The sequence below is a fragment of the Alcaligenes parafaecalis genome (assembly GCF_026344135.1).
Classification (GTDB): Bacteria; Pseudomonadota; Gammaproteobacteria; order Burkholderiales; family Burkholderiaceae_B; genus Alcaligenes; species Alcaligenes parafaecalis.
In genome coordinates this window covers 90,295-116,190 of record NZ_JAPKNA010000005.1, presented here as the reverse complement: position 1 = coordinate 116,190, position 25,896 = coordinate 90,295, and the positions used below count along the sequence as shown (strand labels likewise).

Genomic DNA, 25,896 nt, shown 5'->3' with positions numbered 1-25,896 from the left:
GATTGGTAGAAAGACAACTGAAGCGGGTTGTCCCCGCATCAGATGGAAGGCGCGACATTGGCCCGCCGGATAGCCCCACATGATAGCGTGATTTGACGCCAAATTCTTTTCAAGAAGCCTAGCGTTCCCATCCCAGGTGGTTCTGTAACCACGCATCGTAAGCGTCCATGTCTACCCAGCCCACCTGATTGTCGCCGCGCAGGCGCCAGTCATTGAAGCGCGTAATCAGCGTTTCCAGGCTGTTGCGTACCTCCCGTCCCAGGGCAGGATGGGAGTCCTGATACAGCAGATCCTGACCCTGGCCGTGGTAGTCAACGCGGCGTACTCCTTGCGTGCTCAAGCGTAGTCCGGGCATGCGCATGTCCTGCAAAATGGGGTGCCTGACGCTCAGGTCGGTCTGGCCCAGTTCGGCTAGCGTCAGCCCGGCTGCCGTGGCCTGCCAATGCATCCAGGCCAGGGCCACTTTATCCAGATCGCTGATGTCGCCGTTTTCATCGGGCAAGACACCACCACCGATCTGGCTGTGAGCACCAATAAAAGGCATTTCTACCGTGTTCATGGCTTGTGCCAAGCCGCTTAGGGGAAAGAGGATACGGTGTTCATGCATCGCCACGGCATGGGCCACCCAGTTCCACGCTTCCGAGACACCCAGCCTGTATTGAGCGTTGCCCCAGCCCCCCAGCCCAAACTGAGCCACCGTATCAAACAAGCCTAAAAAGCGAGGGGTGATGCAGGCTCGGATGGCACCACGCTGTGGGTCATTCAGGACAAACCAGCCTTGCTGGGTATGGTCCAGAATACGATTGGAAAAATCCCGTGCCAGCGCCGCTCCCCGCGAAAAACCCAATAAATCCACAGGCACAGCCGTAGGGGCTGGGCCTTGTTCCTGCATGCGATTCAGGAAGTTATTCCATTGGGATTCCAGAATGCGGCCCGCTCGCCAGGCTGTCAGTGCATCCCAGTCGGTGGTCATTGGATTTCCCGGGCCATCGCTGTAGTGGACTGCCCCATCTTGATACAACTGCGACAGTTTCCAGACATTGCTATTGGTGATGGGAGCCTGTCGCGTGCCATCAAAGGCAAATAGGAGTAAGCCGGTGGGATCAATATGGCGCAAGGGCTGTTGCCGGGCATAGCCCACTGCCTGGGTTTGGGGCCAAGGGCCCAGAGGGTCGGCTTCCAGATACTGCCCGTGGCTGGGTAGATACGTACGCAACAGGTTGTCATGCCAGCCAGTAGCGGACTCTGCATACTGGCCCGGCAGGCGCAGATTGAACTCCAGTGTTTCCAGCAGTATGTCGGCCTGCCCCAAGGGGTTCAGGTCGGCGGCCCAGACTGCTTGAGCCGATTGATTGCTGATCAGCCGAACCGCTCCCATCAAATCACTATGCAGGTAGTACAACTGCCCTTGCCCGTCAGGCTGATACACAATCATGCCAACCGGAGTCAGTCCGGCATAGAGATACCGTCGGGACAAGAACTGGCCGGATGCTGCGGGTAAATCTAGCTCGGCCATCAATTGCTGGCCGTGAAAGAAAAAGGCTCGTTCTTGTTGACCTTGCTGACGCCAGATACGTTGGCCGAAGGCGTCGTGACGGTACTGGGCTACCGTGGTATCGGCTGCCAGAACGCGTCGCAAGCGACGGTTGGGAGCATATTCCAGGCGTAGTGTGCCGACTGCGCTTGCCATTCCCGTGGGTGTGCGCTGAATGGGGGCCGCGAGCTCGGGGTAGCGCGCGGCAAGTGCGCCACTTTGCTCCCAAGCCAGCCACTGTGCCGGTTTTGTATCCCCCTGCTGAAAGGCCGTCAGCCGGTTTCGCGTGTCGTAGTTCAGTCGTGAGTGACGCGTGTGGTGCAGTAGCGGGTATTCATGCAGGTCCTCCAGCACCTTGCCTTGCTCATCCAGACGGCGGGCCTGCGTCCAGGCCGGAGTGCCATCGGCATGCAAGAGCATCAAATCGACAAGCTGGCCTGTGCGATCCGCATGAGTAATCAGTTGCAAGCCGTTCCCCCAGGCGTAACCCACTTTCTGGGCTTGAATCACTGTTTGGGTGTGTCCGTCTTGACTGATCCAGTCCAGAGACTGCAAGTGTCCCTTCGTATCCCAGCGGTAACGTAGCTGCCCTCCTTCTGGCAGCGTGTACTGCGTCAATCTTTGCTGTTCGTCATACTCGAAGCGCTCGGTCCAACTTTGTCCGGGACTATGGCTACGTTCCAGACGACGCTCTTGCAACAAACCCGCTCGCAGCTTCAGCCATTGCGTTTCATGAGGGTGACGGATACGCAGTGCGCCGGGGCCGAGCCAGTCCAGTTCGCTGCGTTCCGTTTCATGGCCTTGCTGATGTTCAATGCGGCTCAAACGCCCCTGTTGATCGTATTGAATCTGGAGTGAGCCTTGCTCGGCATAATCGATGCGTGCCAGCTTGCCAGCCGGGTTCCAGGAACGTGTTTCGCTGCCATGCTGTTCGCTGGCCCAAGCTTGCAGGCGTCCGTGTGCATCCAGTTCCAGCGTCAGTGGTCCCCAGCCGCCCTGTATTTGTTGTAACTGTGACAGCGAGCCATTGGCACGCCGCTGCGCCCGCCAAGGACCGGCCTGTAGCCAGCGTCCTTGCGGGTCATACTGCCATTCTGTGCTGTGAACCGGACAGCTTTCGCATAGACGGCTGTCGAGTTTTTGCAGTCGACTCTGTCCCTGATAGTCGCGGTAATGGAAGCGGTGCCGTTCCTTGCCTAGAGACCATTCACTGAGGCCCAGCTCATAACGTGCGCCCCAATCCTGATTGAAGGCCTGAGAGCGCAAACGGCTGACTCGCCCCTGGGCGTCGTACTCCCATTCCTGTATTCGTTGAGCCGCTTGGCCTGGCGCTTGCAGGCTGCTGCCACCTAAACGATGCGCCCAAGGGATAGGGGCCGGATGATAAAGGCGGCGCATGCCGTCCGGACGGCTGACGCTGGCCAGCCAGATTTGCTGGTCGTGCTGTTCCAGATGCAGCAGAAACGGCCCGGCTGGGGTTTCAATACTGATGGCTGTGGCTGTGGCTGCCGCCGTCGCTTCTTCTTCTGTTGCTGCTGTCGTTTCCGCTGCCTTTATCGCCGTTGTGATATTGGCTAGGGGCCTGGTCTTGGTTTGGGACTGAACCTGTCTCAGAGCCTGAGCTTGAGTTTGGTTTTGCCCTTGTTCTTGTCGTGACCCCTGTCCCTGTGGCGACACCTGCCCCTGCGTTCGGCTTTGCCAATCAAACACCAGCGCTTGGCCCAAATGATTACGCACAGTTTTAACCGCATACGCCTGCGAATGCGTGCCTGGAAAGCGCTCTATATCCAGCCACTGCCGGGTCGAAACACGCACATGGATCAACCAGCCCTGCTCGTCAAAACGCAGAATCAAACCATTCGACCCATGCCAAAACCAGCCTGCCTGCTGTGTTTGTGCCGGTGGGTATAAACGAGTTTGTCGCCCATCAGGCATGAACAAGGCATGGCCTTGCTGACGCAGTTGCAGGTCGTAGTTCAAGGCCCAGCCGGTATGCCCCAGTGTGGGGGTGGGATTGCGTCCTTGGCCATTCCAATGACGCTGCAATTGCAGCAAAGGCCAGGCTTGGCTAAGCGGCAGATCCGTGTCGCTTTGGTATTTTTGCCCGCTCAGCAAATCGACAGGATTGAGCAAACCCATATCTGGCGCAGGCTCGGCTTGTCCGCCCAAGGCGGCAGCAGGTGCGCATTGGGTCGAGGACGGGGGCAAGGGGCATTCCAGCGTGCTTTGTGACCTGGCCAGGATGGGGAAGCAGCAGCTTAGAAGCAGGATTAAGCATGGCAGAAGCGGGGCAAGCATGAAGGACTCTCCAAGACGGGGAAAATCCTGCTATCTTGCAGGGGTGTGTATCCTGAAAGTTGAGTAGGAAACACAAAGATCCATAAGGAGAAACCGTATGCTAGTCGTCTTTAAAAGCAAAGCCGCCGCCGATGTTCTGATGTTCGCCGAACATGCCATGCCTATTCTCCGGGCCGCAGGGCGCTCCTATCCAGATGGTTTGCCCGAGCGTGGCGTCTTCACGCCCGATCAGTTGTCCGAAGCTATTGGCAATATCGAACGGGCCGCAGGGCAAGATCGCGAAAACAAGAAAACGCCGCACGAAGATGAGGATCAGGAAAAAGAGCATCCGATGTCGCAAGCGGTCAGTTTCAGCCAACGCTCCTATCCCTTGCTGGATATGTTGCGTCAGGCCAATAACACCGGCGTCCCGGTCATGTGGGAACCGGCTGACAGCTCCTGGTAGTTTCGACAATGTCGGCCTGCCGACAATTTGGCAGGCCTTCTTTGCTTAAGCTCCAAAGTTGATCTATTTTTTTTCGGAGATCGTCTATGAGCGCTATGGTGCTTGTGATCTTTAGTCCTCGCCAGCACCTAGAGCTGGTCACTCCAATACAAACCATCGATCCCAATAGCGGCAAGCAATCGCGCGACTGGTTCGACAATACCTGGCAAGAGCTGGGCTGTGAGCCTTTGCGGGCCAGCGGCAAAGTGCTGTTGCTGGACAAGATTATGGGCGTGGCCGATGCCCTGGGTTATACGCTGCTGTCGCAAGACGACGAGCGCGCCCAGGAGTTCGCGCGCCATTGCTTGCAAGCGGTGGGTTCCATGCAGGTCACCGTGGACTTGCCGGGCCTGGCGGTCACGTACTGATCAGGTTCACGGCAAGAGAAAACCGGCTCTTTGGAGCCGGTTTTTTTATGTCTTTTTGAATACTGATGGGCCTGCGGAGCTGTCGACCCAGCCTGGTTCAGATTTGAACCCAGTTACACAATGCATAGGCTCAGCCCTCACGGGCTTATTACAATCCAGCAGATTCAGACTTGGTCTGAAGCGGCATAGTCTGCAACCTTGTTACCCGAAGCAATATGGACCTCAAAACGGTAGAAAAACACCTTGATGCCTCGCCATTGCTGCAAGCGCATAAACAGTATTTCCTGGATTTGGCGCAGCCAGCGGTGGCGATCCATTTGGGTAAAGACAAGGGCCAGCCCTTGCAAAGCCGTTTTGGTGGTCAGCCCATGGTGCCTCCCGGTTTTACCTGGCCCGAGCATCCGGATGGTCACTATCTGTTTGTAGGCCAGATCAACTTCGCGGAGTTGCCGGAGGGGCCGGATCGCCCAGCCGATTTGCCAAGCAGCGGTCTACTGTCGCTGTTCTACGGTTTCGATGAAGATGACGCCATTTTCTGGCGTGATGAGGACTATCTCAAGGCTTACTACTGGCCAGATATCAGCGATCTTCAGGAAATCCAGGCGCCTCACCGCTGGAGTACGCGTAGCTGGGCGCTGCAGTTTGAGAACTGTATCGACATTCCGCGTCATGAGGAACTGCGTCAGGATTGGCCAGTCCCGTTTGAGGAACTCTACGATTGGTTCGACGAACTGGAAGAAAACGGTGATCTGTCTGGCGACTACCTGTTGGGCCGCCCTTCCTGGGACAGTCTGGCCTACGACCCTACGCCCAATCAGGCGGAGCATCCGAGCCAGTCTCGCTGGCGCTCCTTGCTGACCGTGCAGTCGCACGAAAAACTGCATTGGTGCTGGCAGGATGGTGCTCGTCTCATGGCCTTTATCGAAGACGATAAATTGCGTGCCAAAGACTTCAGTCGTATTCAAGTAGATTGCGGTTAAGGCAGTCAAGCCAAGGTGGATGTTCGTGCCTATGTCGATGCCGGTTTCGTTTCTTTGCTGGGTTTGCCCGTTATTGAGACGAGCCGCCGTGCTGCATCCACGAAAAACCCGCCTTGTGGGCGGGTTGCGGGCAGAGCGACGATAAGTCGGGCTGCGAAAGCGGGTCAGGCGCGGCTAGTGTGAGCCGGGCGGGCGCTTGGGTGGGATCACCACCCAAGTCGCGGTATGAAGACGGTATTAAGCCGTTGTGGTTTCAGCTTCTTGCTGGGCGATAGTGTGGCGGTTAACCGCGCTCAAGATCGCCAGGAAGGAGGAAGTCACGATGTCGGCGTGGATGCCCACACCAAAGCCCGAGGGGCTGTCACCGATACGCATTTCCACGTAAGCAGCGGCGCGGGTTTCGGCACCGGAACCAATGGCGTGCTCGTTGTAGTCCATGATCTTGATGGACAGATCCAAGGCATTCACAAAGGCAGAGATCGCGCCTTCGCCCGAACCCTTCAAGGTGCGAACCTGGCCGTCGTGCTCCACATCCACTTCAATCGTGAATTGCTGACCGCTGTCGGCGTGAGGCTGGCTGATGATGTTGTGCTTGAGCAGCTTGTAGTGCTTTTTGCAGTTCAGGTATTCGGACTCGAAAATACCGTAAACGTCGGCAGGCGTCACTTCCTTGCCGGAAGAGTCGGTCACGCGTTGAATGGCGCGGCTGAATTCGATTTGCATGCGGCGTGGCAAGACCAGACCGTGTTCTTGTTCCAGCAAGTAGGAAACCCCGCCCTTGCCCGACTGGCTGTTGACGCGGATAACTGCATCGTAGCTGCGGCCCAGATCGGCCGGGTCGATAGGCAAGTAAGGCACTTCCCAGAGCTCATCCGCTTTTTGCTGGGACAAGCCTTTTTTGATGGCGTCCTGATGGGAGCCGGAGAAGGCGGTAAAGACCAGATCACCTGCGTAAGGGTGGCGTGGGTGAACGGGCAACTGGTTGCAGTACTCGGCAGTGCGACGCACTTCGTCAATGTCCGAGAAGTCCAGCTCAGGGTTCACGCCCTGGGTGTACAAGTTCAAGGCCAAGGTCACCAGGCAGACGTTACCGGTGCGCTCGCCGCTACCGAACAAGCAGCCTTCGATACGGTCTGCACCAGCCATCACGGCCAGTTCAGCAGCAGCCACGGCAGTGCCACGGTCGTTGTGCGGGTGCACGCTCAAGGTCACGTTGCTGCGCTGGTCCAGATTGTTGTGCATCCACTCGATCTGGTCGGCATACATATTGGGCGTGGTGGCCTCAATGGTCGCGGGCAAGTTCAGGATGACGCGCTCGTCGGCGGCAGGTGCCCAGGCTTTCACCACAGCGTTACACACATCCAGCGCAAATTCAGGCTCGGTGGTGCTGAACACTTCGGGCGAGTACTCGTAGCCCCATTGGGTTTGCGGGTACTTGGCCACTTCGCTTTTGATCAGGCGAGTACCGGTCAGGGCAATTTCCTTGATCTCGTCTTTGCTCAAGTTAAAGACGATCTTGCGAAAGGCCGGTGCACATGCGTTGTACAAGTGAATGATGGCGCGCTTGGCACCCGCAGCGGCTTCGGCCGTGCGCTTGATCAGGTCTTCACGCGATTGCGTCAGGACGATGATGGTGACGTCTTCAGGGATACGGTTTTCTTCAATCAGCTTGCGAACGAAATCGAAGTCGGTCTGCGATGCGGAAGGGAAACCGACCTCGATTTCCTTGAAACCGATTTTGACGAGTTGCTCGAAAAAGCGCAGTTTGCGAGCCACGTTCATGGGCTCGATCAGGGACTGGTTGCCGTCGCGCAAGTCTGTGCTCATCCAGATGGGCGCTTTGGTGATGCGCTTGGAAGGCCAGGTGCGTTCAGCGAAGTCGCGATCAAAGGCGACAAAAGGACGATACTTTTGAGAGGGGTTTTTCAGCATTGCCATGGGGATACCTGTCGGACAAAAAGTGTTGATTACTTCTTGCCGTCACCAGCGATTGCAGCATTTACGTAGGCCGGTGGCGGCACAAATGACGTAGATGTGGCTGAGTATTGGCTGCCGAACTGCCACAGGACACTAGGCCCGGCAACCGGACGCTAGTAGTAGCAGTTGGGATAGGCTGGAGGCAGGGGCCGAAGAACGGCCTTCACGCACGGAACGCGACAAGGCTGCTTCAGCGGCTGGGCTGAAACCTTGGCAGGCGTAGGAGGATTGGCGTGCGTGAGTCATGACCGTTAGTCAAACATAAAAAAAACAGGAAGGCAAGCCTTAGGTCTGTGGCTCGTGGCGTTCGTAGTCGGCTTGTAACAGGCGGCTTTGCTGCTCGGCCAGTTCCATTTTGCCAAAGCGGCCCGCACGCAATTCGCCATAGGCTCGTTGTAAATCGCCCACAGTCAACGGACTGCGCTGGTCAGGCCAGGACCATAAAATCACTTCACGGGCTGGACGACTGAGCGATCGGGCCAGTTGGGCCACGGTTGTCTCGTCGATAATGCGTTGCTGGTTGCGTCGCATGATCGCTTGTACGAAGCCATGCAAAAGATAGGCAATAATGAGGGTTATGACGCCCACTACCGTCCACCAGAAAAACGGGTTGTATTGCTTGATCAGTGCCAGGTTTTGAATGCTCAAGGCCTGCAGGCCGGAGTAATCCAGGCCACGCCCAAAGCTGATGAGACGGTTGAGCAGGTCCCACCAGATAATGGCTACCACGATAGTGACTACGGTGCAGATAATAGTGGCCGTGGCGCACAGCTTGAACAGCGTGCTGCGAAGAGCCTGACTATCGTTGGCGGTGGGTGTCTGGGCGTTGTCAGTTTTCATGGAAACGATTGTACCTATGCTTACGCGTCAGTCACTAGATTTACGCCAGCAGCAAACGCTGGTTTTGACGCCGCAATTGCAACAGTCTATTAAAGTGTTGCAGCTATCGGGGGCCGAGCTGGAGCAGGAATTGGCTCAGGCTTTGCTGGATAACCCCTTGCTGGAACGTCTGGACGTGCAGACGGATGTCGCCGCCGAGCCATTGCCCGAAGCCGCTTCGGGCGAGGCGGAATCCTCGTGGGCGAGCCTGGAGTTTCCCAAGCATCAGGGTGACTCGGACGACCCGGACTGGACCCCCGAATCAGCCATTGCCCAGGACCTGGCCGCTTATTTAAGCGAGCAGTTGGGACTGTTGCGTTTGAGCGACCGTGACCGGGCCTTGGCGCAATTATTGATCGATGAGTTGGACGATAACGGCTACCTGCCCGTGTCTTTGGATGAGGTCCTGGCCTGCCTGCCCGAGGAACTGGATGTTGATGAAAGTGATTTGCGCTGTGCGCTGGCGCAGGTGCAGTCCCTGGAGCCCGCAGGGGTGGGTGCACGGGATTTGTCTGAATGCCTGAGCTTGCAGTTGCAGCAGCAGGCGGAGCAGTTGGAGCCGTCCTTGCTGGATTGCGCCCGTTATCTGGTGCGTGAACATGTCAGCATTCTGGCCTCGCCCAGCCAGTTGCGCCAACGCAGCGCGGGCCAGTATTCGGCTGAGCTGGTGGAGCGGGCTCATCACCTGGTATTGAAGTTGGACCCGAAGCCGGGGCGCGCCTGGACGCAGAATGTCTCGGCCTATGTGGTGCCGGACGTACTGCTGACTCGTGGCAAGGATCGTTGGCAGGCTGCCCTGAATCCTTTGGCGGTACCGCGCTTGCAGTTGGTGAACCTGCACGATTATGAGATTGAAACGCACCCCGCCTTGCTGGCCGAGCGTCAAAAAGCCACGGGCTTATTGCGTAGTGTGAATAGTCGCTTCGTGACGATTTTGCGGGTGGCCCAGGCCATTGTGCAGATGCAGCAGGATTTCTTCACGCAAGGTGTGTCGGCCCTGAAACCGATGCAACTGGCCGATCTGGCTGCGGAGCTGGACCTGCATGAATCCACGATTTCTCGCGCGACACGGCAGAAATACATGCAGACGCCGCATGGCGTGATGGAGCTTAAACAGTTCTTTACCGTGGCCTTGGCTAGCTCCGATGGCAAGGCCGATATGTCCGCCGCTTCGGTGCGGGCGCAGATTACCCAGATGATTCGTGATGAGTCGCCTACCAAGCCCTTGTCGGATCAGCAGATTACCGATCTTTTGCAGGCTCAGGGCCTGACCTTGGCACGCCGCACAGTCGCTAAATACCGGGAAGCGGAAGGCTTGGCACCTGCATCACAACGCAAGATGCGGGCGGCAGCCGGGGTTTAGGAACTACATGTCATAGCAGCTCAAAGATGTTTGGTGGGCCCGGCGGCTCACCGTCTTGGCTGGCAAGAGCTTTAAAACAATAAAAAAAACAGGGCCTGCATACACGCATGAACAGGCCCTGCAAAAGCGGAGTTAGACCCTGCCAGCCAGACGGAGAACTGGATGATAGAGGTATCGCTGGTCTACTTAGAATTTCATGGTGGCCGAGGCCAGGAAGGTGCGCGGCGAGCCTTGGCCGTTGCTCAAGGGCACCACCCAGTAGGCTTTATTGCCCACGTTTTCCAGGCTGGCGCGCAAGGTCACTTCCTTACCGGCAAAGCGGGTCTTGTAGCGCATGCCCAGGTCGTACGTGGTCACGCCTGGCATGTAGTAACTATTGCTGGCGTCTGCATATTGCTTGGATTGAGTGTGCAGATTGGCATTCAGGGTCAGGCCTTGAACAAAAGGCGTATCCCACTCAATCCCGGCCTTGGCGACCCAGCGGGACAGGCCCACCGCATTGCGTCCTTCCGTATCCGGGTTGCTGGCTTTGCGAATCTTGGGGTCCAGGTAGGCGATACCGCCTGTCAGACGCCAGTTTTCAGCGATCTGCCCAAATACCTGCACTTCCACACCCCGGTTGCGCTGGCGGCCGTCATAGCTCAAATTGGGTTTGCCATTAAAGCGCTCATTGCTTTCATAGCTATTGGGTTGGGTGATATCGAACAGGGCCGCCGTCAGGGCGTAATCCCCGCTGTCGTACTTCATCCCGATTTCGTATTGACGTGTTTTTTGTGGTGCGAAGATCTGGCCTTCATTGGCGTAGTCGTCGCCCACAATCATGCCCTGGGTCAGGCCTTCGGCGTAGTTGGCGTACAGCATCCAATCGTCACGCAACTGCCAGACACCAGCAATGGTGGGTGTCAGGGCATTCTTGCTGTAGTTATCGCTCTTGCCACTTTTATCCCTGGTGCTGACCCATTGCTGGCGCAGGCCCAAAGTGAGCTGATACTTGCCGTCCGCAAAGGACAGCGTGTCGGCCAGGGCTGCACTATATAAATAGCTGACGTTAGGCGCACTTAGCCCATTCATCGGGACATAAGGGCGCGCCGGGTAGTCCGGGTCGTAGATATTGATGGTTTCGGACCAGCCCTTGATGGAGGTGTTGTCGCTACGCGAGCTCTTGCGGTTCCAGTCCACCCCGGCGCTGATGGTGTGGTGCACGGAGCCGGTATCAAAGTTGTAGAACAGACCGCTGTTGGCGGCCAGGTTATAGCCCGTATTGTTGCGCCGGGTGGCGGCCAGTTTCAGGTCACCTGCCTCGTTCAGCAAAGTGCTGCCCTTGGTGTTGTAGTTGCTCATTTCGGATTTGCTGTAACCGGCAGAGCCGTAGACAGCCAGCTTGTCGTTGGCCGCCCAGTCGGCACGTACCAGCGCCGTGGTTTCTCGCGTCAGGCCAGCGGCCCACGGTACACCCAGCAAGACGTTGCCTTTGGGCGGCGTGGGTAGCGGGTTCTTGTCCAGACCCTTGGCCAGCCGCACACCCCGGTTCAGGCCGGAAATGTACTCTTCCAGGTGGTACAGATCGGCGGACAACTTGACGGCGCCCAGGCGGTAGTCGGCCCCTAAGGAGATCAGCTTGTCGCGGTTGGTCCGATGGTCCACCACGCCCTCGCCGTCCTTGAACACGCCATTCAAGCGCAGGCCCAGCTCATTGGATTCCCCAAAGCGACGGCCCAGATCCAGATGCGTCCCGAATTGGGAGGGCTGGATGTAGGACATGGTGACGTTGGTAATGGGATTATCCGTGGCGCGTTTGGACACCAGATTGATGGAGCCGCCTACATCGTTGCTGGCATTCATGCCATTCAACACAGCCGATGGGCCTTTGAGAATTTCTAAACGCTCTGCGATGGCCATCACTCGGCGGCCACTGGTCAAACCTTGCAAACCATTTAGAGACACGTCACCGGCACGGAAGCCCCGTATGTACATGGTGTCTTTGCCGCCTGTTCCACCCGCACCCGGCGTTTGTACAGAAGGGTCGTTCTTGCTGATCAGAATGCGCAGTTCCTGACCTTGCAAATCTTCGATGTAATCGCTGGTGTAGTTGATGGTGCTGAACGGAGTGTTCATGACATCCCGGTTGCCCAGCAAACCCAGATTCCCGCCGGTGGCGACATGATTGCCCTCGTACGCAGGCGGTAAATCAATGTATTCGCTGGCTTTGACTTCAATGGTGGGCAAAGACGTAACTGGGGGAGCATCGGAAGATTGTGCCCAACTGCTGCCTGCACTGAGCAGGCTCAGGCCAACAAGATAAGAAATGCGCATGAGTCTGTAAGTTAAATAGCAATAAAAATGATTCTCATTAATGTTTCATTTGTAGCATTTGCTTGTAGGTGGTTCAAGCAGTTAGGCGCATTTGTGATATAAAAACGACCCTAAAAAACTTAGGGGTATAAGGAGGCGATTCGTGCTATTTTTCCCCGAAATCGGACAGAAACCGGGGTTTCAGGGGGATTTTTAAGCGAAATCGGGGCGCGTTTTGCAAATCGGTGGGAGCCAGTCCCATGGGGTGGTTTTGGCAAAACAGGCGATGTTTGCTTTGCAAGGGGAGGCAAAGGAGCGGTGACGGCTCCCGGCACGTAAGGGAGTGGCTCAAGAAATTGTTTTATTCGTAGCCTGAACAGGCTTGAGATGTGTTGCGATACCTGGAGACTGTGACTGTGACTGTGACTGTGACTGCTGGGGCGGGAGGTAGGCAGCTACAGAAGTCCCCGTCCGCAATTGCCCACCTTTACCTATCGCGCCTAGCTAAATAACCAGGGTTCCTGTTCCCGGCGTTGAAGCTCGTAAGCCTGGATCTGCTCCATTTTCTGTTCTGTCACGCTGATATCGTCCAGCGCCAGCAACAGGCGGTGGCGACGCTCCGGCTCCACCTGGAAACGGATGTGCTGGTCGGGGCCGATCAACATGCAGGCTTCCAGATCCACCGTCCATTCATCCCACGGGTTTTGGGCGGCAGCAATGAATAAATTATCAATCTGCTCTGCGTTGAGCTGTATGGGCAACATGCCGTTTTTAAAGCAGTTATTGCGGAAGATGTCGGCAAATGAAGGTGCGATCAGCACAGAAATACCTAGATCGTTCAGTGCCCAAACGGCGTGTTCACGACTGGAACCGCAGCCAAAGTTCTCTCGACCCAACAGAATACGTGCTCCTTGTGCGGTCGGCTGATGCAGGCAAAAGCTCGTGATCGGCTCACGTTCCTCCAGCGGCTTTCCAGGGTAGCCAATATCCGCGTAACGCCAGTTATCGAAGGCATATTGCCCAAAGCCGGTACGTGACAGCGAGGTCATGTATTGCTTGGGCAAGATTGCGTCGGTATCCACATTGGCGCGGTCCAGTGCAATCAGGCGCGAACGTACGGAAGTAAAAGGTGTATTCATGCGGCGTCCCAGTTACGGATATCGACAAGATGACCTGCAATTGCAGCGGCGGCAGCCATGGCCGGGCTCATCAAATGGGTGCGTCCCAAAGCGCCCTGCCGACCTTCAAAGTTACGGTTGGAGGTAGAGGCGCAGCGTTCACCCGGATTCAAGCGATCCTCGTTCATGCCCAGACACATGGAGCAGCCTGGTTCGCGCCATTCAAAACCGGCTTGCATGAAGATCTGGTCCAGCCCTTCCTGTTCGGCCTGACGCCTTACCAGACCGGAGCCTGGAACGACCAGCGCTTGCAGCACAGTGCTGGCTACATGCTTGCCTTTAATCATGGCGGCAGCGCTTCGCAAGTCTTCAATACGGGCATTGGTACAGGAGCCAATAAACACCCGGTCGATAGGAATGCCTGCCAGTGGCTGGCCCGCCTGCAGGTCCATATAGCTCAGTGCGCGCTGGGCGTCCGCCTGTTTGCCTGTAGCAGCCGCGAGGGGATCAGGGACAAGCTGGTCGATGGCAGCCGCCATATCGGGCGATGTTCCCCAAGTTACGGTGGGAGCCACTTGGGCAGCATCGATCAGCAAGTGTTGATCGTAGTGGCAGCCTTCGTCGCTGACTAGCGTGCGCCAGTAGCGTTCTGCCTTGTCCCATTCCGCGCCCTTGGGAGCTAGGGGGCGACCTCGCACATAGTCCAGCGTCTTGTCGTCCACGGCGACCAGGCCGATACGTGCCCCGGCCTCGATCGCCATATTGCACAAGGTCATGCGCCCTTCCATGGACAAAGCGCGAATGGCGGAGCCTGTGAATTCGATGGCGCAGTCGCGTCCGCCATCAGCACCCATGCGGGCAATGATTTGCAAAATCAGATCTTTGGCTGTGCTGGTGGCGGGCAACTCGCCCTGCACATCGACCTGCAGCGTGCGCATGCGCTTTGCGGCCAGGCATTGGGTCGCCATGACGTGTTCGACCTCGGAGGTGCCGATACCAAAAGCCAAGGCAGCAAAGGCACCGTGCGTGCTGGTGTGTGAATCCCCCGCGACGATGCTGGAGCCGGGCAGCGTCATGCCCTGTTCGGGTCCGATCACGTGGATGATGCCCTGGCGCTCGTCATCCAGTCCAAAGTAGCGCAGCCCAAACTCCCGGCTATTGATCTCCATTTGATCAATCTGTGCCTGAGCCAAAGGGTCTTCCAGACGCTGATTGCGGCGGCGAGTGGGCACATTGTGGTCCACCGTGGTCAGGGCGGTGCTGGGACGACGCACCACACGCCCGGCTAGACGCAGGCTCTCGAAAGCTTGCGGACTGGTGACTTCGTACAACAACTGACGGTCTATGTAGATCAGATCATGCTCGTCGTCTACCGCTGCTACACGGTGTGCATCCCAGAGCTTTTGAAAAAGAGTACGGGCTTGGCTCATGGCTGGCACACCTTCAGGGCGTAAGCGGGTCCGGCTTTGTGCAGGCGACTTTGAATAGGCTCTTGAGTCAGAGCGGCAATTTCTTCGGCCAAGGGTTGCAGCGCTTCCAGATCCAGGCCGGTTTCGATACCGCTGATCTGGAACATATGGGCCATGTCTTCCAGGCTGGCATTGCCGCTGGCACCGGGGGCGTAAGGGCAGCCACCCAGACCGGCCAAAGCGGCATCGAAACGACGTCCACCTTCGCGATAGGCAGCCCAGGCATTAGCCAGTGCCAGCCCCCGGGTGTCGTGGAAATGGCCGGTGACACCCTGCTCGCCATACAGGCTGAGTGCGGCTTGGGTCAGGCGTTCCACATCGGCGGGTGAGCCCATGCCGGTGGTGTCGCACAGACTGATGGAACTGGCACCCATGCGTTGGACTTCCTGCATCAGCTCAATGACATGGGAGGGGGCAACGGCACCGGTAAAGGGACAGCCAAAGGCAGTAGAGAGGGACACGTTCACCGGGGTGTTGCCCGCTGCGGCTATCACCTGTTCAAGCTGGATCAAGGATTGAGCAATCGTCATGCGCAGATTGGCCTGGTTATGGGCTTCAGACGCGGAAAACACAAAGTTCAGCTCGTCCATTCTGGCAGCCAGGGCGCGCTGTGCTCCCCGCAGATTGGGTACGAGAGCGGTATAGCAAACCTGCGAATCGCGTGTGGTCAGGCTGGCCAGTTCATCGGCATCTGCCAGGGATGGGATGGCTTTGGGCGAAGTAAAGGACGTCAGCTCAATTTTGCGTACACCGCATTGGGGCAGTGCTTGTGCAATGCGCAGCTTGTCAGCGGTAGGCACCCAGCGAGGCACGATTTGCAGGCCGTCACGCAAGGTGACGTCGGTGATCAGTACGGTACTCATTCCACGATTCCTTGTTCACGCAGGGCTTGGCGGCGCTCCGGGCTCATGCCCAGTTCCTGCAGGATGCTGTCGGTGTGTTCGCCCAATTCCGGCCCCAACCATTGAGTCGCCCCGGGACTACGGCTTAGCTTGGGCACAATGCCGGGAATGGTCAGTTCCTGGCCGTCTTCCAGTGTGTGTTTTTCCAGCATGCCGCGCGCCTGATAATGCGGGTCATCAAGAATGTCGGCTGCTGTGTAGATGCTGCCGCTGGGGACCTCGGCCTGTTCCAGTGCATGGAGCACGTCGTCCAGGCTACGTGCGCCGGTCCAATCGCCAATCGTCTGGTCCAGCATGGCACTGTGCTCGACGCGCCCGGCGTTGTCGGACAAGCGCGGGTCGCTGGCCAGATCGGGGCGGCCCATCGCCTGCATCAGACGTATGAAAATGGCGTCGCTATTGGCGGCAATCACCACCCATTTGCCGTCGCCGGTGGGATAGGTGTTGGAGGGGGCGATACCGGGCAGGCTGGCCCCGGTGCGTTCGCGCTGATGGCCGTTCAGTTGATAGTCGGGAATCAGGCTTTCCATGATGGCAAAGACAGATTCGTACAAAGCCACATCAATCATCTGGCCCTGTCCGCCTTCCTGACGCAGATGGTGCATGGCCAGCAGCGCGCCTATGGTGCCGTACAGTGAAGCCAGCGTATCGCCCAGACTGACGCCTGCGCGTACAGGTGGGCGATCCGGGTAGCCGGTGCCATAACGCAGTCCACCCATACATTCCGCGATGGCTGCAAAACCGGGGCGGCGATGGTAGGGACCGTCCTGCCCGTAGCCGGAGACGCGCACCATGATCAGGCGCGGGTTCAGGGCGTGCAGCGTTTCCCAGCCCAGGCCCCAGCGTTCCAGCACACCGGGCCGGAAGTTTTCAATGACGATATCGCTTTGCAAGGCCAGCTCACGGGCAATTTCCTGACCTTCAGGCTGACGCAGATCCAGTGCAATCGAACGCTTGTTGCGGCTTTGTACACGCCACCACAGGGACGTGTCCTTGTGCAGTTGACGCCAGCGGCGCAAGGGGTCGCCCTTGCCTGGCGGTTCGATCTTGATGACGTCAGCCCCGAATTGGGCCAGCAGGCTACCGGCGTAGGGGCCAGCAATTAATGAACCGAGCTCCAGGACTTTGATGCCTTTCAGGGGCGGTTCGGTAAATGTGTTCTTATCCATTTCTGTTTCCTCCAGCTATTGATTCTGGTATAGAAAAAGAAAGTGGAAAAGCAATCAAATATTATGCTGCCATCGTGAAAAACGTGGATGGAAAATAGAAAAAACCCGCATAAAGCGGGTTTTATTTTTTAAAGCGTTCTAGGTAACCAAAGAATGATTTCCGGGAAGATCGTCAAAATGACAATTGCCAGAATTTCCAGTGCTACAAAGGGCAGCGCACCGCGTGTAATCTGCTGTAGTGATATCTGTGGAGCAATTCCCTTGATCACATACAGGTTTAATCCTACCGGTGGTGTAATCACGGCCATTTCGCAGGCAATAATCATCACAATGCCGAACCATAATGGGTCGTAACCCAGGGCCACAATAACCGGCAGCAAAACAGGTGTGGTAATCAGGATAAGCGAAACAATATCCAGAAACATGCCGATCAAAATAAGAAACAGCAGAACGAATATCAGGATTACCCACGAGGGTTGCGATGACGCCGTAATGAGCGTCACCAGTTTTTGCGGAATCATCAGACGAGTCATGATGTAGCCGAACAGCAGCGCGGCGGCCAGAATCAGCAAAATCATGCCACTGGTGACCGCGGTGGAGCGCAAAATCTGCAAGGCCGTGCGCCAGTTCATCTCGCCGTAGGCCATAGCAATCAGAAATGCGCCTGCGGCACCGATACCGGCTGCTTCCGTTGGTGTGGCAATACCCAGATAAATCGTGCCCAATACCAGCAAGATAAGCAGTGCAGCGGCCCAAATGTCTTTCAGGGCACCCAGCTTTTGGGACCAGGTCACGGTTTCGGCGTTGCGGGGGGCGGCTTCAGGCTTGAATACGGCCACCAGTACGACATAGATCACCATCATGACAGTGACCATCAAGGCGGGCAGCAAGGCACCAATGAACAGCTTGCCAATCGATTGGTCTGCCATTTCGCCATACAGTACGAAGCCGATGCTGGGAGGGATCAACAATGCCAGAGCCCCGGCGGCTGCAATCGTCCCACCAGACAGGCTGGGCGAGTAACCGCGTTTGAGCATTTCAGGAATGGCAAAGCGGCCAATCGTGGCTGCACCGGCCACACTGACCCCGCTCATGGCACCAAACACGGCCGAGCTGCCTACACTGGCAACGGCCAGGCCACCGGGCATGCGGTTCAACCAGAGGTAAAAGAGCTGATAGAGCTTGCCGCCAATGCTGGTGCGCGCGATCACTTCACCCATCAGGATAAAGAGCGGGATGGCGATCAAAGAATAGCTGGCCATGCCGCGATGCAGCGTGGCGGGAATCACATCCAGGCCACCCAGACCGGACTTCATGAGAATGCCGGAAATACTGGCGACGCCCAGAGCGGCGAAGATGGGGGTACCGATAACCATCAGGATGGCAAAGCAAGCCATCATCAGGCTGAAAATGAGCATGGAATCCATGTCAGAACTCCTTGATGCTGTCGTTGGATTCCACGCTGTTCGGAATGAACAGTTGGCGCAGGGTAGCCAGGCCCAGCAAGGTGCCGCCCAGCGGGATCATGCCGTAGGCCATCCACAGGGGGAAACGCAGCATGGAGGCTGATCGGTAGTTACGGGCAATGGCCGTCTCCACCACTGAAATACCGGCCCACAAGAGCACCAGGCAGAAAAACAGGATGCATAGCTGCGAGATGCAGGTGGCCAGACGTTGGCCGCGTGGCGAGAACTTCATATGGAAGGCTTCGACACTGACGTGGCGGTTTTCCAGATGGACCCAGCCAATGGACAGCCAGGAGCAAACCAGCAGCAAGTACACACATACTTCAGTGATGTAGATGCTGGGGCTGTTGAATACATAGCGGGCGATAACGCCGTAGGTGCAGGCAATCATCAGGGCGGCCAGTGCAACTTCGGCCACCAGAATGGCAACACGGTTACTGCCGCGCGCAAATGCGCCCAGAAAATGAATAAGTGGATTCATGGTGTCTCCACACGAGGGATGCGTGCCGGGTGTTACTCCGGCACGCAGTCACGCGTGATCAGGGCTGGCGGGTTTTTTCGATCAGTTCCAGATAGGCGGGACCGTTATCAACCTGCTTGCTCCATTCATCAATGGCTGGACGGGTCAGCTTGCGCATCTCTTCCAGTTGGGCAGGTTCAACACGGTTGATGGCCACACCGGCTTGCTCGTAGCGTTGCAGAGCCTGATCTACAAACGCGCTGACACGTTCAAATTGCTCTTCGTCGCGCTGCTGGGCGGCCTTGCTGATGATCTCTTGCAGATCAGGTGGCAGGGATTCCCATTTTTTACGGTTGATGGTCAGCACGGAAACGTCGATGCCAAAGTTGGCGATGGACAGATACTTGGCCACTTCGTACAGATTGCGTCCAATGCCGGTCAGCAGTGGGCGTGGGGTGGCGTCGATCACACCGCGGTCAAAAGCCAGGTACAGCTCGGAAGACGGCATGCCGGTAGGCGAGCCACCCAGCAGTTGCAGGGCGCGTGCGTCCATGGAGCTGGTCGAGGCCCAGACTTTGCCCTTCACATCTGCTGCCGAGTTGATCGGAGCTTTGCGGCTGTAGAACTCATACGGGTCCCATGGAGCCAGACCCAGCACCACGGCGTCGTGCGTGTCGCGCAGTTCTTGCTCGGCACCCAGCTTGAACAGGCCCTGGTCCAGTGCACGCTTCAGGTGAGCGGTGCTGTCAAACAGGAATGGCAGGGTAAAGATGTTCAGCGCAGGCACCGTACCGCTGGGGTAGGTGCTGGTCATGTTGACGATATCCACGTCACCACGCGACAGGGCCGGCAGTTCCTCGTAACCGTCAAACAGTTGGCCGGAGTGGAATACGTTGATCTTGATGCGGCCCTGGCTTTCTTTCTCTACGGTCTGGACGAAGTTCTCGATGGGCTTCCAGGCGTATTCGTAAGCCGGTGGCAAGTAGGTTGAAAAAGTCAGCTCAACTTCTTGGGCGTGGGCGGGCGAAATGCCTAGCGCCAGGGTGCAGGCGGTCAGCGCCGCTGTCAGGGCTTTTTTCATGAAGGTCTCCTGTGGTTTCTTTTTTTGTGTAGCGTTAAAGCGTGTGTAAGTGGGTGATCAAATCGGCCGAGGGTAGGACTTCGGCGTATTTGCTGGCCATATCGACCAGATTGCTGTGGTGTTGGGCTGCCGAGCGGTCTGCGACTGCATCTTCAGCCACGAACGGGGCAAATCCCGACTGCAAGCTGTCCACTACGCTGGCACGGACGCAACCGCTGGTGGTGGCACCGGCCACAATCAGCATGTCGCAGCCCTGGTGGGCCAGCAAAGCGGGTAAAGGCGTGCCGTAAAAGGCGGAGGCCTGGGTCTTGTACAGGATGATGTCTTGTTCGGGGTCGTAGTCCAGCCGTGGATCCAGTTCACAGGCGGAAGAACCACGCAGCAGGCAGCGCAAGGACGAGGCCTTGGTCAACCACAGATTGGCATCGGCCAGATGCGGCTCATAGCTGATGATGGTGAAAATAACGCGGCCCTTGCCACGGATGGCGCGGATCAAGGCATTGGTTTGCTCGATCTGGCTGTCGCAGTTGGAAGCCAGCGGCGTCAAACCGGGTTCGGTGAAACCACGTTGGAAGTCGATCACGACCAAAGTCGGCTGTTGCCCCATGGGCAGGGTGCCGTCAAACCCCCCCTTCAGATTGTCGCTGTCGCGCATCTTGTCTCCCTCATCTATTTTTCCTGACTTAAATAATCAGGTTCCGTATTATTTGCGTAGTCTGTCATCGCTAATCGTGTGAGTACAGCGTCAAATTGCGATGGTGCTATCGCGATTGATGATGGCAAGATGCTTGTCGACCCGGCTTTCATAGGATGGAATACTGGCTTATGAACATTGATCCCAAGTCCCTTCGGCTTTTTTTGTTGGTTATTGAACGCGGCACTATCTCGGGTGCTGCCGAGCAATTTCATATCGCCCCGGCTGCGGTCAGCAAACGGCTGAGTGATCTGGAAGAGCAGTTGGGCACGGCCTTGATCGAGCGCAGCAATAAAGGGGTGCTCCCGACCGCGGCCGGCAAGTCGCTGGCGGCCATGTCGCAGCGTTTGCTGGATGATATGGACGCCATGGGGGCGTCGATGCGGGATTTTGCCGGTGGTGCGACCGGGCATGTGCGTATTGCCGCCAACTTGTCATCCATTACGCAGTTTCTGCCCCAGGCCCTGAGCTCCTTCATGGAGCGTCATCCCAAAGTGCAGGTGTCCTTGGAAGAGCGCATCAGCTCCGGTGTGGCCCAGGCGGTGGCTGATAACAACGCCGATCTGGGTGTTCTGATACGGGGCGTGGGTAGTGTGGAGGTGGAGTATTACGATTACAGGCAGGATCAATTGGTCTTGCTGGTCCCGGCGAACCATCCTTTGGCGGGACGTAGTGAACTGCCCTTTGCCGATACGCTGGATTTTGACTATGTGGGGATGCACACGGGCAGCCACCCTAATCTTTTGCTGATACGTGCCGCCAGCGAGTTGGAGCGCCCGTGGCGTTGTCGCGTGCAGGTCACCAGCTACGATGCGCAGTGCCGCATGATCGAAGCGGGTTTGGGTATAGGCGTGTTGCCGCGTTCCGTGGCCGAGTCTTATGTGCAAAGCCTGGGATTGGCCTTATGTGTGATCAAGGAACCCTGGACCTGTAGACGGGTGGCACTGTGTGTACGTAGCCGCCACAGCTTGTCGCCCGCGGCCCGTTTGCTGATGGATCATCTTTTGCAGAATTAAGATGTGGTGTGTTGCCGACGAGCTTGTGAGCCAGTTTGCGCATGGCTGGATTCGGCTTCATAGAGGTGCAGTGGTAAGGGTGTGTTCTTAATGCGAATGACTATTGATCTTTTCAAGTTTCTTGATAATAATGGTTCTCATGTTTATTTGCATATGTAATGCCATCACCGAACGGCAAGTACAAGAAGCAGTACGCGGCGGCGCTGCCAGTCTGGCAGATCTTCAAGGCCAGCTAGGTGTTGCTTCTTGCTGTGGATGCTGCGCGGAAACGGCTCAGGACTACTTGCCCGGCGGGCGCTATGCCAATCAAGCCATGATTGCCAGCGTTAGCGCAGCCCGGGTGGATCATGCTGCCAACGACAGCCTGATCCCTGTTCCCGAGTTCGGCCGCCTGGTCTGCCGCGCCTGATTGCGCATTGTTCTCAGCTTTCATCATTCCCGCTATTGCTAGTGGGAATGATTGTTGTTAGTCGTGTTACTAACCCAAAAGCGCAACGCTTTCTGGGTGTTTAGCTGTTTTTTAAGCCATCGCCACTGCGTGCATGGTAGCCTGTGACATTCATCCCCCACCGTGTTTTTGCCTGCATCGCGCCTATGTGCGATCCCTGGCGTGAGCAGCTTTTATGGGGGTTCGGCGGTTCCTTGGGGGGAGCGCTGTCAGATTTACAGGAGAACAGCATGTTTGGCGATAAAGTGGTAATTCAGCATCTGAACAAGCAGCTAAAGAACGAACTAACAGCAATTAATCAATACTTCTTGCACGCTCGCATGTTGAACCATTGGGGCTTTAACAAGCTGGGCAAACACGAGTATGACGAGTCCATCGGCGAGATGAAGCACGCCGATTTGCTGATCGAACGTATCTTTATGCTGGACGGCCTGCCTAACCTGCAGGACATGCACAAAATCATGATTGGCGAGAACGTGCCTGAACTGCTGGGCTGTGACCTGAAGCTGGAACAGGCCGCCCGTCAGACCGTGGTGGAAGCCATTGAATACTGTGAGTCCTCGCGTGACTACGTGTCGCGTGATCTGTTCTTGAAGATTCTGGACGACACCGAAGAGCACATCGACTGGCTGGGCACACAGCTTGAGCTGATCGAAAAAGTGGGCTTGCCTAACTACCTGCAATCGCAGATGGGCGACCACGACGAATAAGTGTTTGTCAGTCAGGCTACAAAAAAAGCACCCGGTAAAACGGGTGCTTTTTTATTGGGCATACCTTTTGCTGTCTTAAAAGGACTTGCTAGGACAGCCAGGAACTTTGCCCCAGGCATTGTTAGGCGCACAGTACTTGTTACGCGCTTCCCAGGAACAGCTTGGGCGATCGAAAAAGCCTTTGCTGCTGCAGGCATTGAGCTCTTGCTGCAACTGAGCTTGCCATGCACCACCATTGGAGCTGGCGATCTGGATATCCTGAGGCGGAGGTGGTGGCGGTGCGCCTACTTCCACTGGCTGGATAGGCTCGGAGCCACCCAGATTGACACGGGCAATCCCTTGCAACTCCCGATTCTGCTCGGTCATGGCAATCTGGATAGCCTGCTCAAGCGAGATGGAGGTGGTGGCCAGGGCAATCGGGGGGTTTTCATTCGACAAGGTTGAGGTGTCGATTTCCCAGGCAATCGGCGTGGGTGCTTGTGGCACACCTAAGCGACCATTGGGTAAAGGCTGTGGCGGTTGCGCAGTAAAGGGCTTGCCATCGGCATCCAGCGTAGGCAGGTCGGACGGGTCGGGTGTGCTGACCGCCATGGACTTTTCAGGACCGTGCGCGATGAGCCAGTTCCCCAGTTCCAGGCCGCCCCACACTGAAGCACCTGCTACCAGCAGCAAGACAGCAATGATAAAACGCCAGGGCATAAGCGATGTCTCGGTTGAATCAGGAGCCATCCGGTGGGCCGGATGCGCGTTATTAAAAGAAAAGAGCCGTCATTGTAGCGAAATGTCGGCCCTGCTCTTGTGACAGAATTAGACGGCATCCCCGAAAACGTGTCCACCATGTTCACGTAACGCGTGGAATTCAATGCCGGGATTCAGCTCCTGAGCCACACGCAACTGCGCGGGCGACGTTGCTAAAAAGGCAATGGCCTCGACCACGTCATAGGCGATATTGCCTGCGTTGGTCTCGATAAACTTCTTCATGTCCTTGGGGTCTTTGGCCGTTACCCAGCGCGCCATATTGAAGCGGCTCGACGACAGACGAGCGTCCACACCGTATTCGGTTTTCAGGCGATGGGCGACGACTTCAAACTGCAATTGGCCAACGGCGCCCAAGAGCATCATGCCGCCTGCCATATGGGGGCGGAACACCTGAATGGCGCCCTCTTCACCCAATTGGGTCAAGCCGGTGCGCAACTGCTTGGTGCGCAGGGGATCTTTAACTTCAATGGACTGGAACAGTTCAGGAGCAAAGAAAGGCAGACCGGTAAATTGCAGGTTTTCGCCTTCGGTCAGCACGTCGCCCAACTGCAAAATGCCGTGGTTAGGGACACCGATAATGTCGCCTGCAAACGCGTCGTCCAGCAGTTCACGGCGTTGCGACAGGAAGGACACCACGTTATTGGGGCGGATTTCCTTGCCGGTGCGTGACACTTTCAGTTTCATGCCGCGCTTGAAATGGCCAGAGCTGACGCGGACAAAGGCCACGCGGTCGCGGTGGGCAGGGTCCATATTGGCTTGCACCTTGAACACCACACCACTGAATTTGGGCTCGTCAGGCTGCACTTCGCGCTGCAAGGCAGAGCGTGGGCCAGGGGCAGGAGCCAGGTCAACCAAGGCGTCCAGCACTTCCTGCACACCAAAGTTATTGATGGCCGAACCAAAGAAAACAGGCGTTTGCTGGCCAGCCAGGAACATTTCCAGGTCGAACTCAGGAGCAGCGGCGTTCAGCAGCTCAATCTCTTCCTGGGCTTTTTCAAAGGGTTCGCCAAAGCGTTCGGCAATCACGGGGTTGTCCAGGCCGGGGATGATTTCATCCTCGCCATGACGTTCCTGACCGGGTTTGAACACGCGCATATGGTTGGCGCGCAGATTGAACACACCGCCAAAGCGACGTGCCATCCCGATAGGCCAGGAAAATGGCACGACTTCCATACCCAGGTGCGATTCAATTTCCGACAGCACATCCAGCGGCTCTTGAACCTCTCGGTCCAGCTTGTTCACAAAGGTAATGATGGGCGTATTGCGGGCCCGGCACACTTGCAAGAGGCGAATGGTCTGAGGTTCCACACCGTTAGCCGCGTCAATCACCATCAAGGCGGCATCCACGGCGGTCAGCACGCGGTAGGTATCTTCGGAGAAGTCCTGGTGACCGGGGGTGTCCAGCAGGTTGATGACGCAGTCGCGGTATTCCATCTGCATGACCGAGGAGGCCACCGAGATACCACGTTGCTTTTCAATTTCCATCCAGTCCGAGGAGGCGTGACGGCTGGCTTTACGTGCCTTGACGCTGCCTGCAATCTGAATCGCACCTGCGAACAGCAGCAGTTTTTCAGTCAGTGTGGTCTTACCCGCGTCGGGGTGGGAAATGATGGCAAAGGTGCGGCGTTTCTTGACTTCAGAGCGTATGTCACCGGACGACATTGAAAATCCTTGTGGCAGCGCCAGTTTGGCGCGTGGAAAACAGTGAGCGAATTATCCGTAAAGCAGGGCTTGGGGGCAAGCGCGGGCGAGCACCAGGCTAACGCGACACGCTAGCCAATACCGTACCTGCCAGAATAAATAGCGAACCGAACACGCGGTTCAGCAGCCGAACATGGCTGGCCTGACGAAGCAAATGCAACATGCGAGCGGCCAGCGAGGTGTAGCACCCCATCGCCACCAGATCGGTAAAGCACAGCGTCATGGCGATCAGCAGGTATTGCAGCTGCATGGGCCGATTCAAGTCCAGAAACTGGGGCATGATGGCCAGCAGAAATACCAGACCCTTGGGGTTGGTGATATTGATCAGGCAACCACGAAGCAAGAGATCACGGATGCGAAAGTCGCTGGGCTCCTGCCCTGAGACTTGCACCGGCATGGCGTCGGTGCGCAATTGCTTCCAGCCCAGATAGATCAGGTACGCGGCACCCAACCATTTGAGCGTGGTAAAAGCCAGTTCCGAGCGGGCCAGGACCTGTCCCAGCCCCAGACTGATGATGAATATCTGAATCATGATTCCGATATTCAAGCCAATCGCCATCCAGTAGCCACGCTTGAAGCCGTATTTCAGGCCGGAGGACATGGAGGAGATTGCACCCGGTCCGGGTGAAAAGGAGATAACCCAGGAAGCCGCGAAAAAGGCGAGCCAGGTGCTCAGTGCCATGGTGTGCTCGGTTCAAAGGCGGGCACTGTGCCCGCCTTTGGCAGGC

The 25,896-nt window shown here is 56.9% G+C and carries 23 protein-coding genes; 7 read left to right on the top strand and 16 right to left on the bottom strand.

Translation table 11 applies throughout. From position 1 onward, the window contains the following. Nucleotides 1-118: 118 nt before the first annotated feature. Entirely contained in the window at nt 119-3,832 is a 3,714-nt protein-coding gene (locus OSH09_RS15405; RefSeq protein WP_266121488.1) for a phospholipase effector Tle1 domain-containing protein, read from the bottom strand. A 97-nt stretch (nt 3,833-3,929) separates the two neighbouring features. Here OSH09_RS15405 and OSH09_RS15400 point away from each other — a divergent pair, with 97 nt between their 5' ends. The 3 genes from OSH09_RS15400 to OSH09_RS15390 all read left to right on the top strand — a co-directional run bounded on the left by OSH09_RS15400 (nt 3,930) and on the right by OSH09_RS15390 (nt 5,664). After that, entirely contained in the window at nt 3,930-4,277 is a 348-nt protein-coding gene (locus OSH09_RS15400; protein WP_207872832.1) for a DUF1840 domain-containing protein, read from the top strand. Between the two features lie 86 nt (nt 4,278-4,363). Then, on the top strand, nt 4,364-4,684 hold the full coding sequence (locus tag OSH09_RS15395) for a hypothetical protein (RefSeq protein ID WP_207872833.1): 321 nt from the start codon (nt 4,364-4,366) through the stop codon (nt 4,682-4,684). A 215-nt stretch (nt 4,685-4,899) separates the two neighbouring features. Then, entirely contained in the window at nt 4,900-5,664 is a 765-nt protein-coding gene (locus tag OSH09_RS15390) for a YwqG family protein (RefSeq protein WP_266121487.1), read from the top strand. Between the two features lie 237 nt (nt 5,665-5,901). Here the strand turns inward: OSH09_RS15390 and leuA are convergent, their stop codons facing one another. From leuA to OSH09_RS15375, 3 genes are all read right to left on the bottom strand, one after another. Further along, complete coding sequence (gene leuA / locus OSH09_RS15385) at nt 5,902-7,596, bottom strand: 2-isopropylmalate synthase (protein ID WP_266121579.1); 1,695 nt, start codon at nt 7,594-7,596, stop codon at nt 5,902-5,904. A 138-nt stretch (nt 7,597-7,734) separates the two neighbouring features. Next, nucleotides 7,735-7,887 (bottom strand): hypothetical protein, encoded by a 153-nt coding sequence (locus tag OSH09_RS15380; RefSeq protein WP_153228734.1) that lies wholly within the window; start codon nt 7,885-7,887, stop codon nt 7,735-7,737. Between the two features lie 39 nt (nt 7,888-7,926). Beyond that, a complete protein-coding gene (locus OSH09_RS15375; protein ID WP_207872835.1) occupies nt 7,927-8,481 on the bottom strand; it encodes a hypothetical protein in 555 nt (184 codons plus the stop codon). Between the two features lie 16 nt (nt 8,482-8,497). Here OSH09_RS15375 and rpoN point away from each other — a divergent pair, with 16 nt between their 5' ends. Further along, nucleotides 8,498-9,883 (top strand): RNA polymerase factor sigma-54, encoded by a 1,386-nt coding sequence (rpoN, locus tag OSH09_RS15370; RefSeq protein ID WP_266121486.1) that lies wholly within the window; start codon nt 8,498-8,500, stop codon nt 9,881-9,883. 186 nt (nt 9,884-10,069) lie between these two features. Here the strand turns inward: rpoN and OSH09_RS15365 are convergent, their stop codons facing one another. From OSH09_RS15365 to OSH09_RS15325, 9 genes are all read right to left on the bottom strand, one after another. Beyond that, nucleotides 10,070-12,196, bottom strand: a complete 2,127-nt coding sequence (locus tag OSH09_RS15365; RefSeq protein ID WP_266121485.1) for a TonB-dependent receptor — start codon at nt 12,194-12,196, stop codon at nt 10,070-10,072. A gap of 479 nt (nt 12,197-12,675) precedes the next feature. Further along, complete coding sequence (gene leuD / locus OSH09_RS15360) at nt 12,676-13,314, bottom strand: 3-isopropylmalate dehydratase small subunit (RefSeq protein WP_266121484.1); 639 nt, start codon at nt 13,312-13,314, stop codon at nt 12,676-12,678. Then, the gene (leuC, locus tag OSH09_RS15355; protein ID WP_266121483.1) at nt 13,311-14,723 is read right to left on the bottom strand and encodes a 3-isopropylmalate dehydratase large subunit; all 1,413 of its coding nucleotides are present in this window, start codon (nt 14,721-14,723) and stop codon (nt 13,311-13,313) included. Before leuC ends, leuD begins: the two co-directional genes overlap by 4 nt. Then, nucleotides 14,720-15,625 carry a hydroxymethylglutaryl-CoA lyase gene (locus tag OSH09_RS15350; RefSeq protein ID WP_266121482.1) on the bottom strand — a complete coding sequence of 302 codons (906 nt, stop codon included), beginning with the start codon at nt 15,623-15,625 and terminating at the stop codon, nt 14,720-14,722. Before OSH09_RS15350 ends, leuC begins: the two co-directional genes overlap by 4 nt. Then, nucleotides 15,622-16,833 (bottom strand): CaiB/BaiF CoA transferase family protein, encoded by a 1,212-nt coding sequence (locus tag OSH09_RS15345; protein WP_266121481.1) that lies wholly within the window; start codon nt 16,831-16,833, stop codon nt 15,622-15,624. The genes OSH09_RS15350 and OSH09_RS15345 overlap by 4 nt, the downstream gene beginning before the upstream one ends. A 128-nt stretch (nt 16,834-16,961) precedes the next feature. Further along, nucleotides 16,962-18,260, bottom strand: coding sequence for a TRAP transporter large permease (locus OSH09_RS15340; protein ID WP_207872842.1), 1,299 nt, complete (start codon nt 18,258-18,260; stop codon nt 16,962-16,964). Between the two features lies 1 nt (nt 18,261). Next, nucleotides 18,262-18,780: a TRAP transporter small permease gene (locus OSH09_RS15335; RefSeq protein WP_207872843.1), complete on the bottom strand. Its 519-nt coding sequence runs from the start codon at nt 18,778-18,780 to the stop codon at nt 18,262-18,264. A 58-nt stretch (nt 18,781-18,838) separates the two neighbouring features. Then, the gene (locus tag OSH09_RS15330; RefSeq protein ID WP_266121480.1) at nt 18,839-19,840 is read right to left on the bottom strand and encodes a TRAP transporter substrate-binding protein; all 1,002 of its coding nucleotides are present in this window, start codon (nt 19,838-19,840) and stop codon (nt 18,839-18,841) included. 34 nt (nt 19,841-19,874) lie between these two features. Continuing rightward, the gene (locus OSH09_RS15325) at nt 19,875-20,495 is read right to left on the bottom strand and encodes an isochorismatase family protein (protein WP_266121479.1); all 621 of its coding nucleotides are present in this window, start codon (nt 20,493-20,495) and stop codon (nt 19,875-19,877) included. 170 nt (nt 20,496-20,665) lie between these two features. On the opposite strand from OSH09_RS15325, the gene OSH09_RS15320 reads away from it, so the two are divergent. The 3 genes from OSH09_RS15320 to bfr all read left to right on the top strand — a co-directional run bounded on the left by OSH09_RS15320 (nt 20,666) and on the right by bfr (nt 22,708). Then, on the top strand, nt 20,666-21,550 hold the full coding sequence (locus OSH09_RS15320) for a LysR substrate-binding domain-containing protein (protein WP_207872846.1): 885 nt from the start codon (nt 20,666-20,668) through the stop codon (nt 21,548-21,550). 139 nt (nt 21,551-21,689) lie between these two features. Then, complete coding sequence (locus OSH09_RS15315; RefSeq protein ID WP_207872847.1) at nt 21,690-21,959, top strand: (2Fe-2S)-binding protein; 270 nt, start codon at nt 21,690-21,692, stop codon at nt 21,957-21,959. Nucleotides 21,960-22,228: 269 nt separating this feature from the next. Then, on the top strand, nt 22,229-22,708 hold the full coding sequence (gene bfr, locus OSH09_RS15310; protein WP_207872848.1) for a bacterioferritin: 480 nt from the start codon (nt 22,229-22,231) through the stop codon (nt 22,706-22,708). A gap of 75 nt (nt 22,709-22,783) precedes the next feature. Here the strand turns inward: bfr and OSH09_RS15305 are convergent, their stop codons facing one another. The 3 genes from OSH09_RS15305 to OSH09_RS15295 form a co-directional block, all read right to left on the bottom strand. Next, nucleotides 22,784-23,407, bottom strand: coding sequence for a hypothetical protein (locus OSH09_RS15305; protein WP_266121478.1), 624 nt, complete (start codon nt 23,405-23,407; stop codon nt 22,784-22,786). A gap of 108 nt (nt 23,408-23,515) precedes the next feature. After that, complete coding sequence (locus OSH09_RS15300; RefSeq protein ID WP_207872850.1) at nt 23,516-25,129, bottom strand: peptide chain release factor 3; 1,614 nt, start codon at nt 25,127-25,129, stop codon at nt 23,516-23,518. A 97-nt stretch (nt 25,130-25,226) separates the two neighbouring features. Then, nucleotides 25,227-25,850: a LysE family transporter gene (locus OSH09_RS15295; protein WP_266121477.1), complete on the bottom strand. Its 624-nt coding sequence runs from the start codon at nt 25,848-25,850 to the stop codon at nt 25,227-25,229. Between the last annotated feature and the right edge of the window lie 46 nt (nt 25,851-25,896).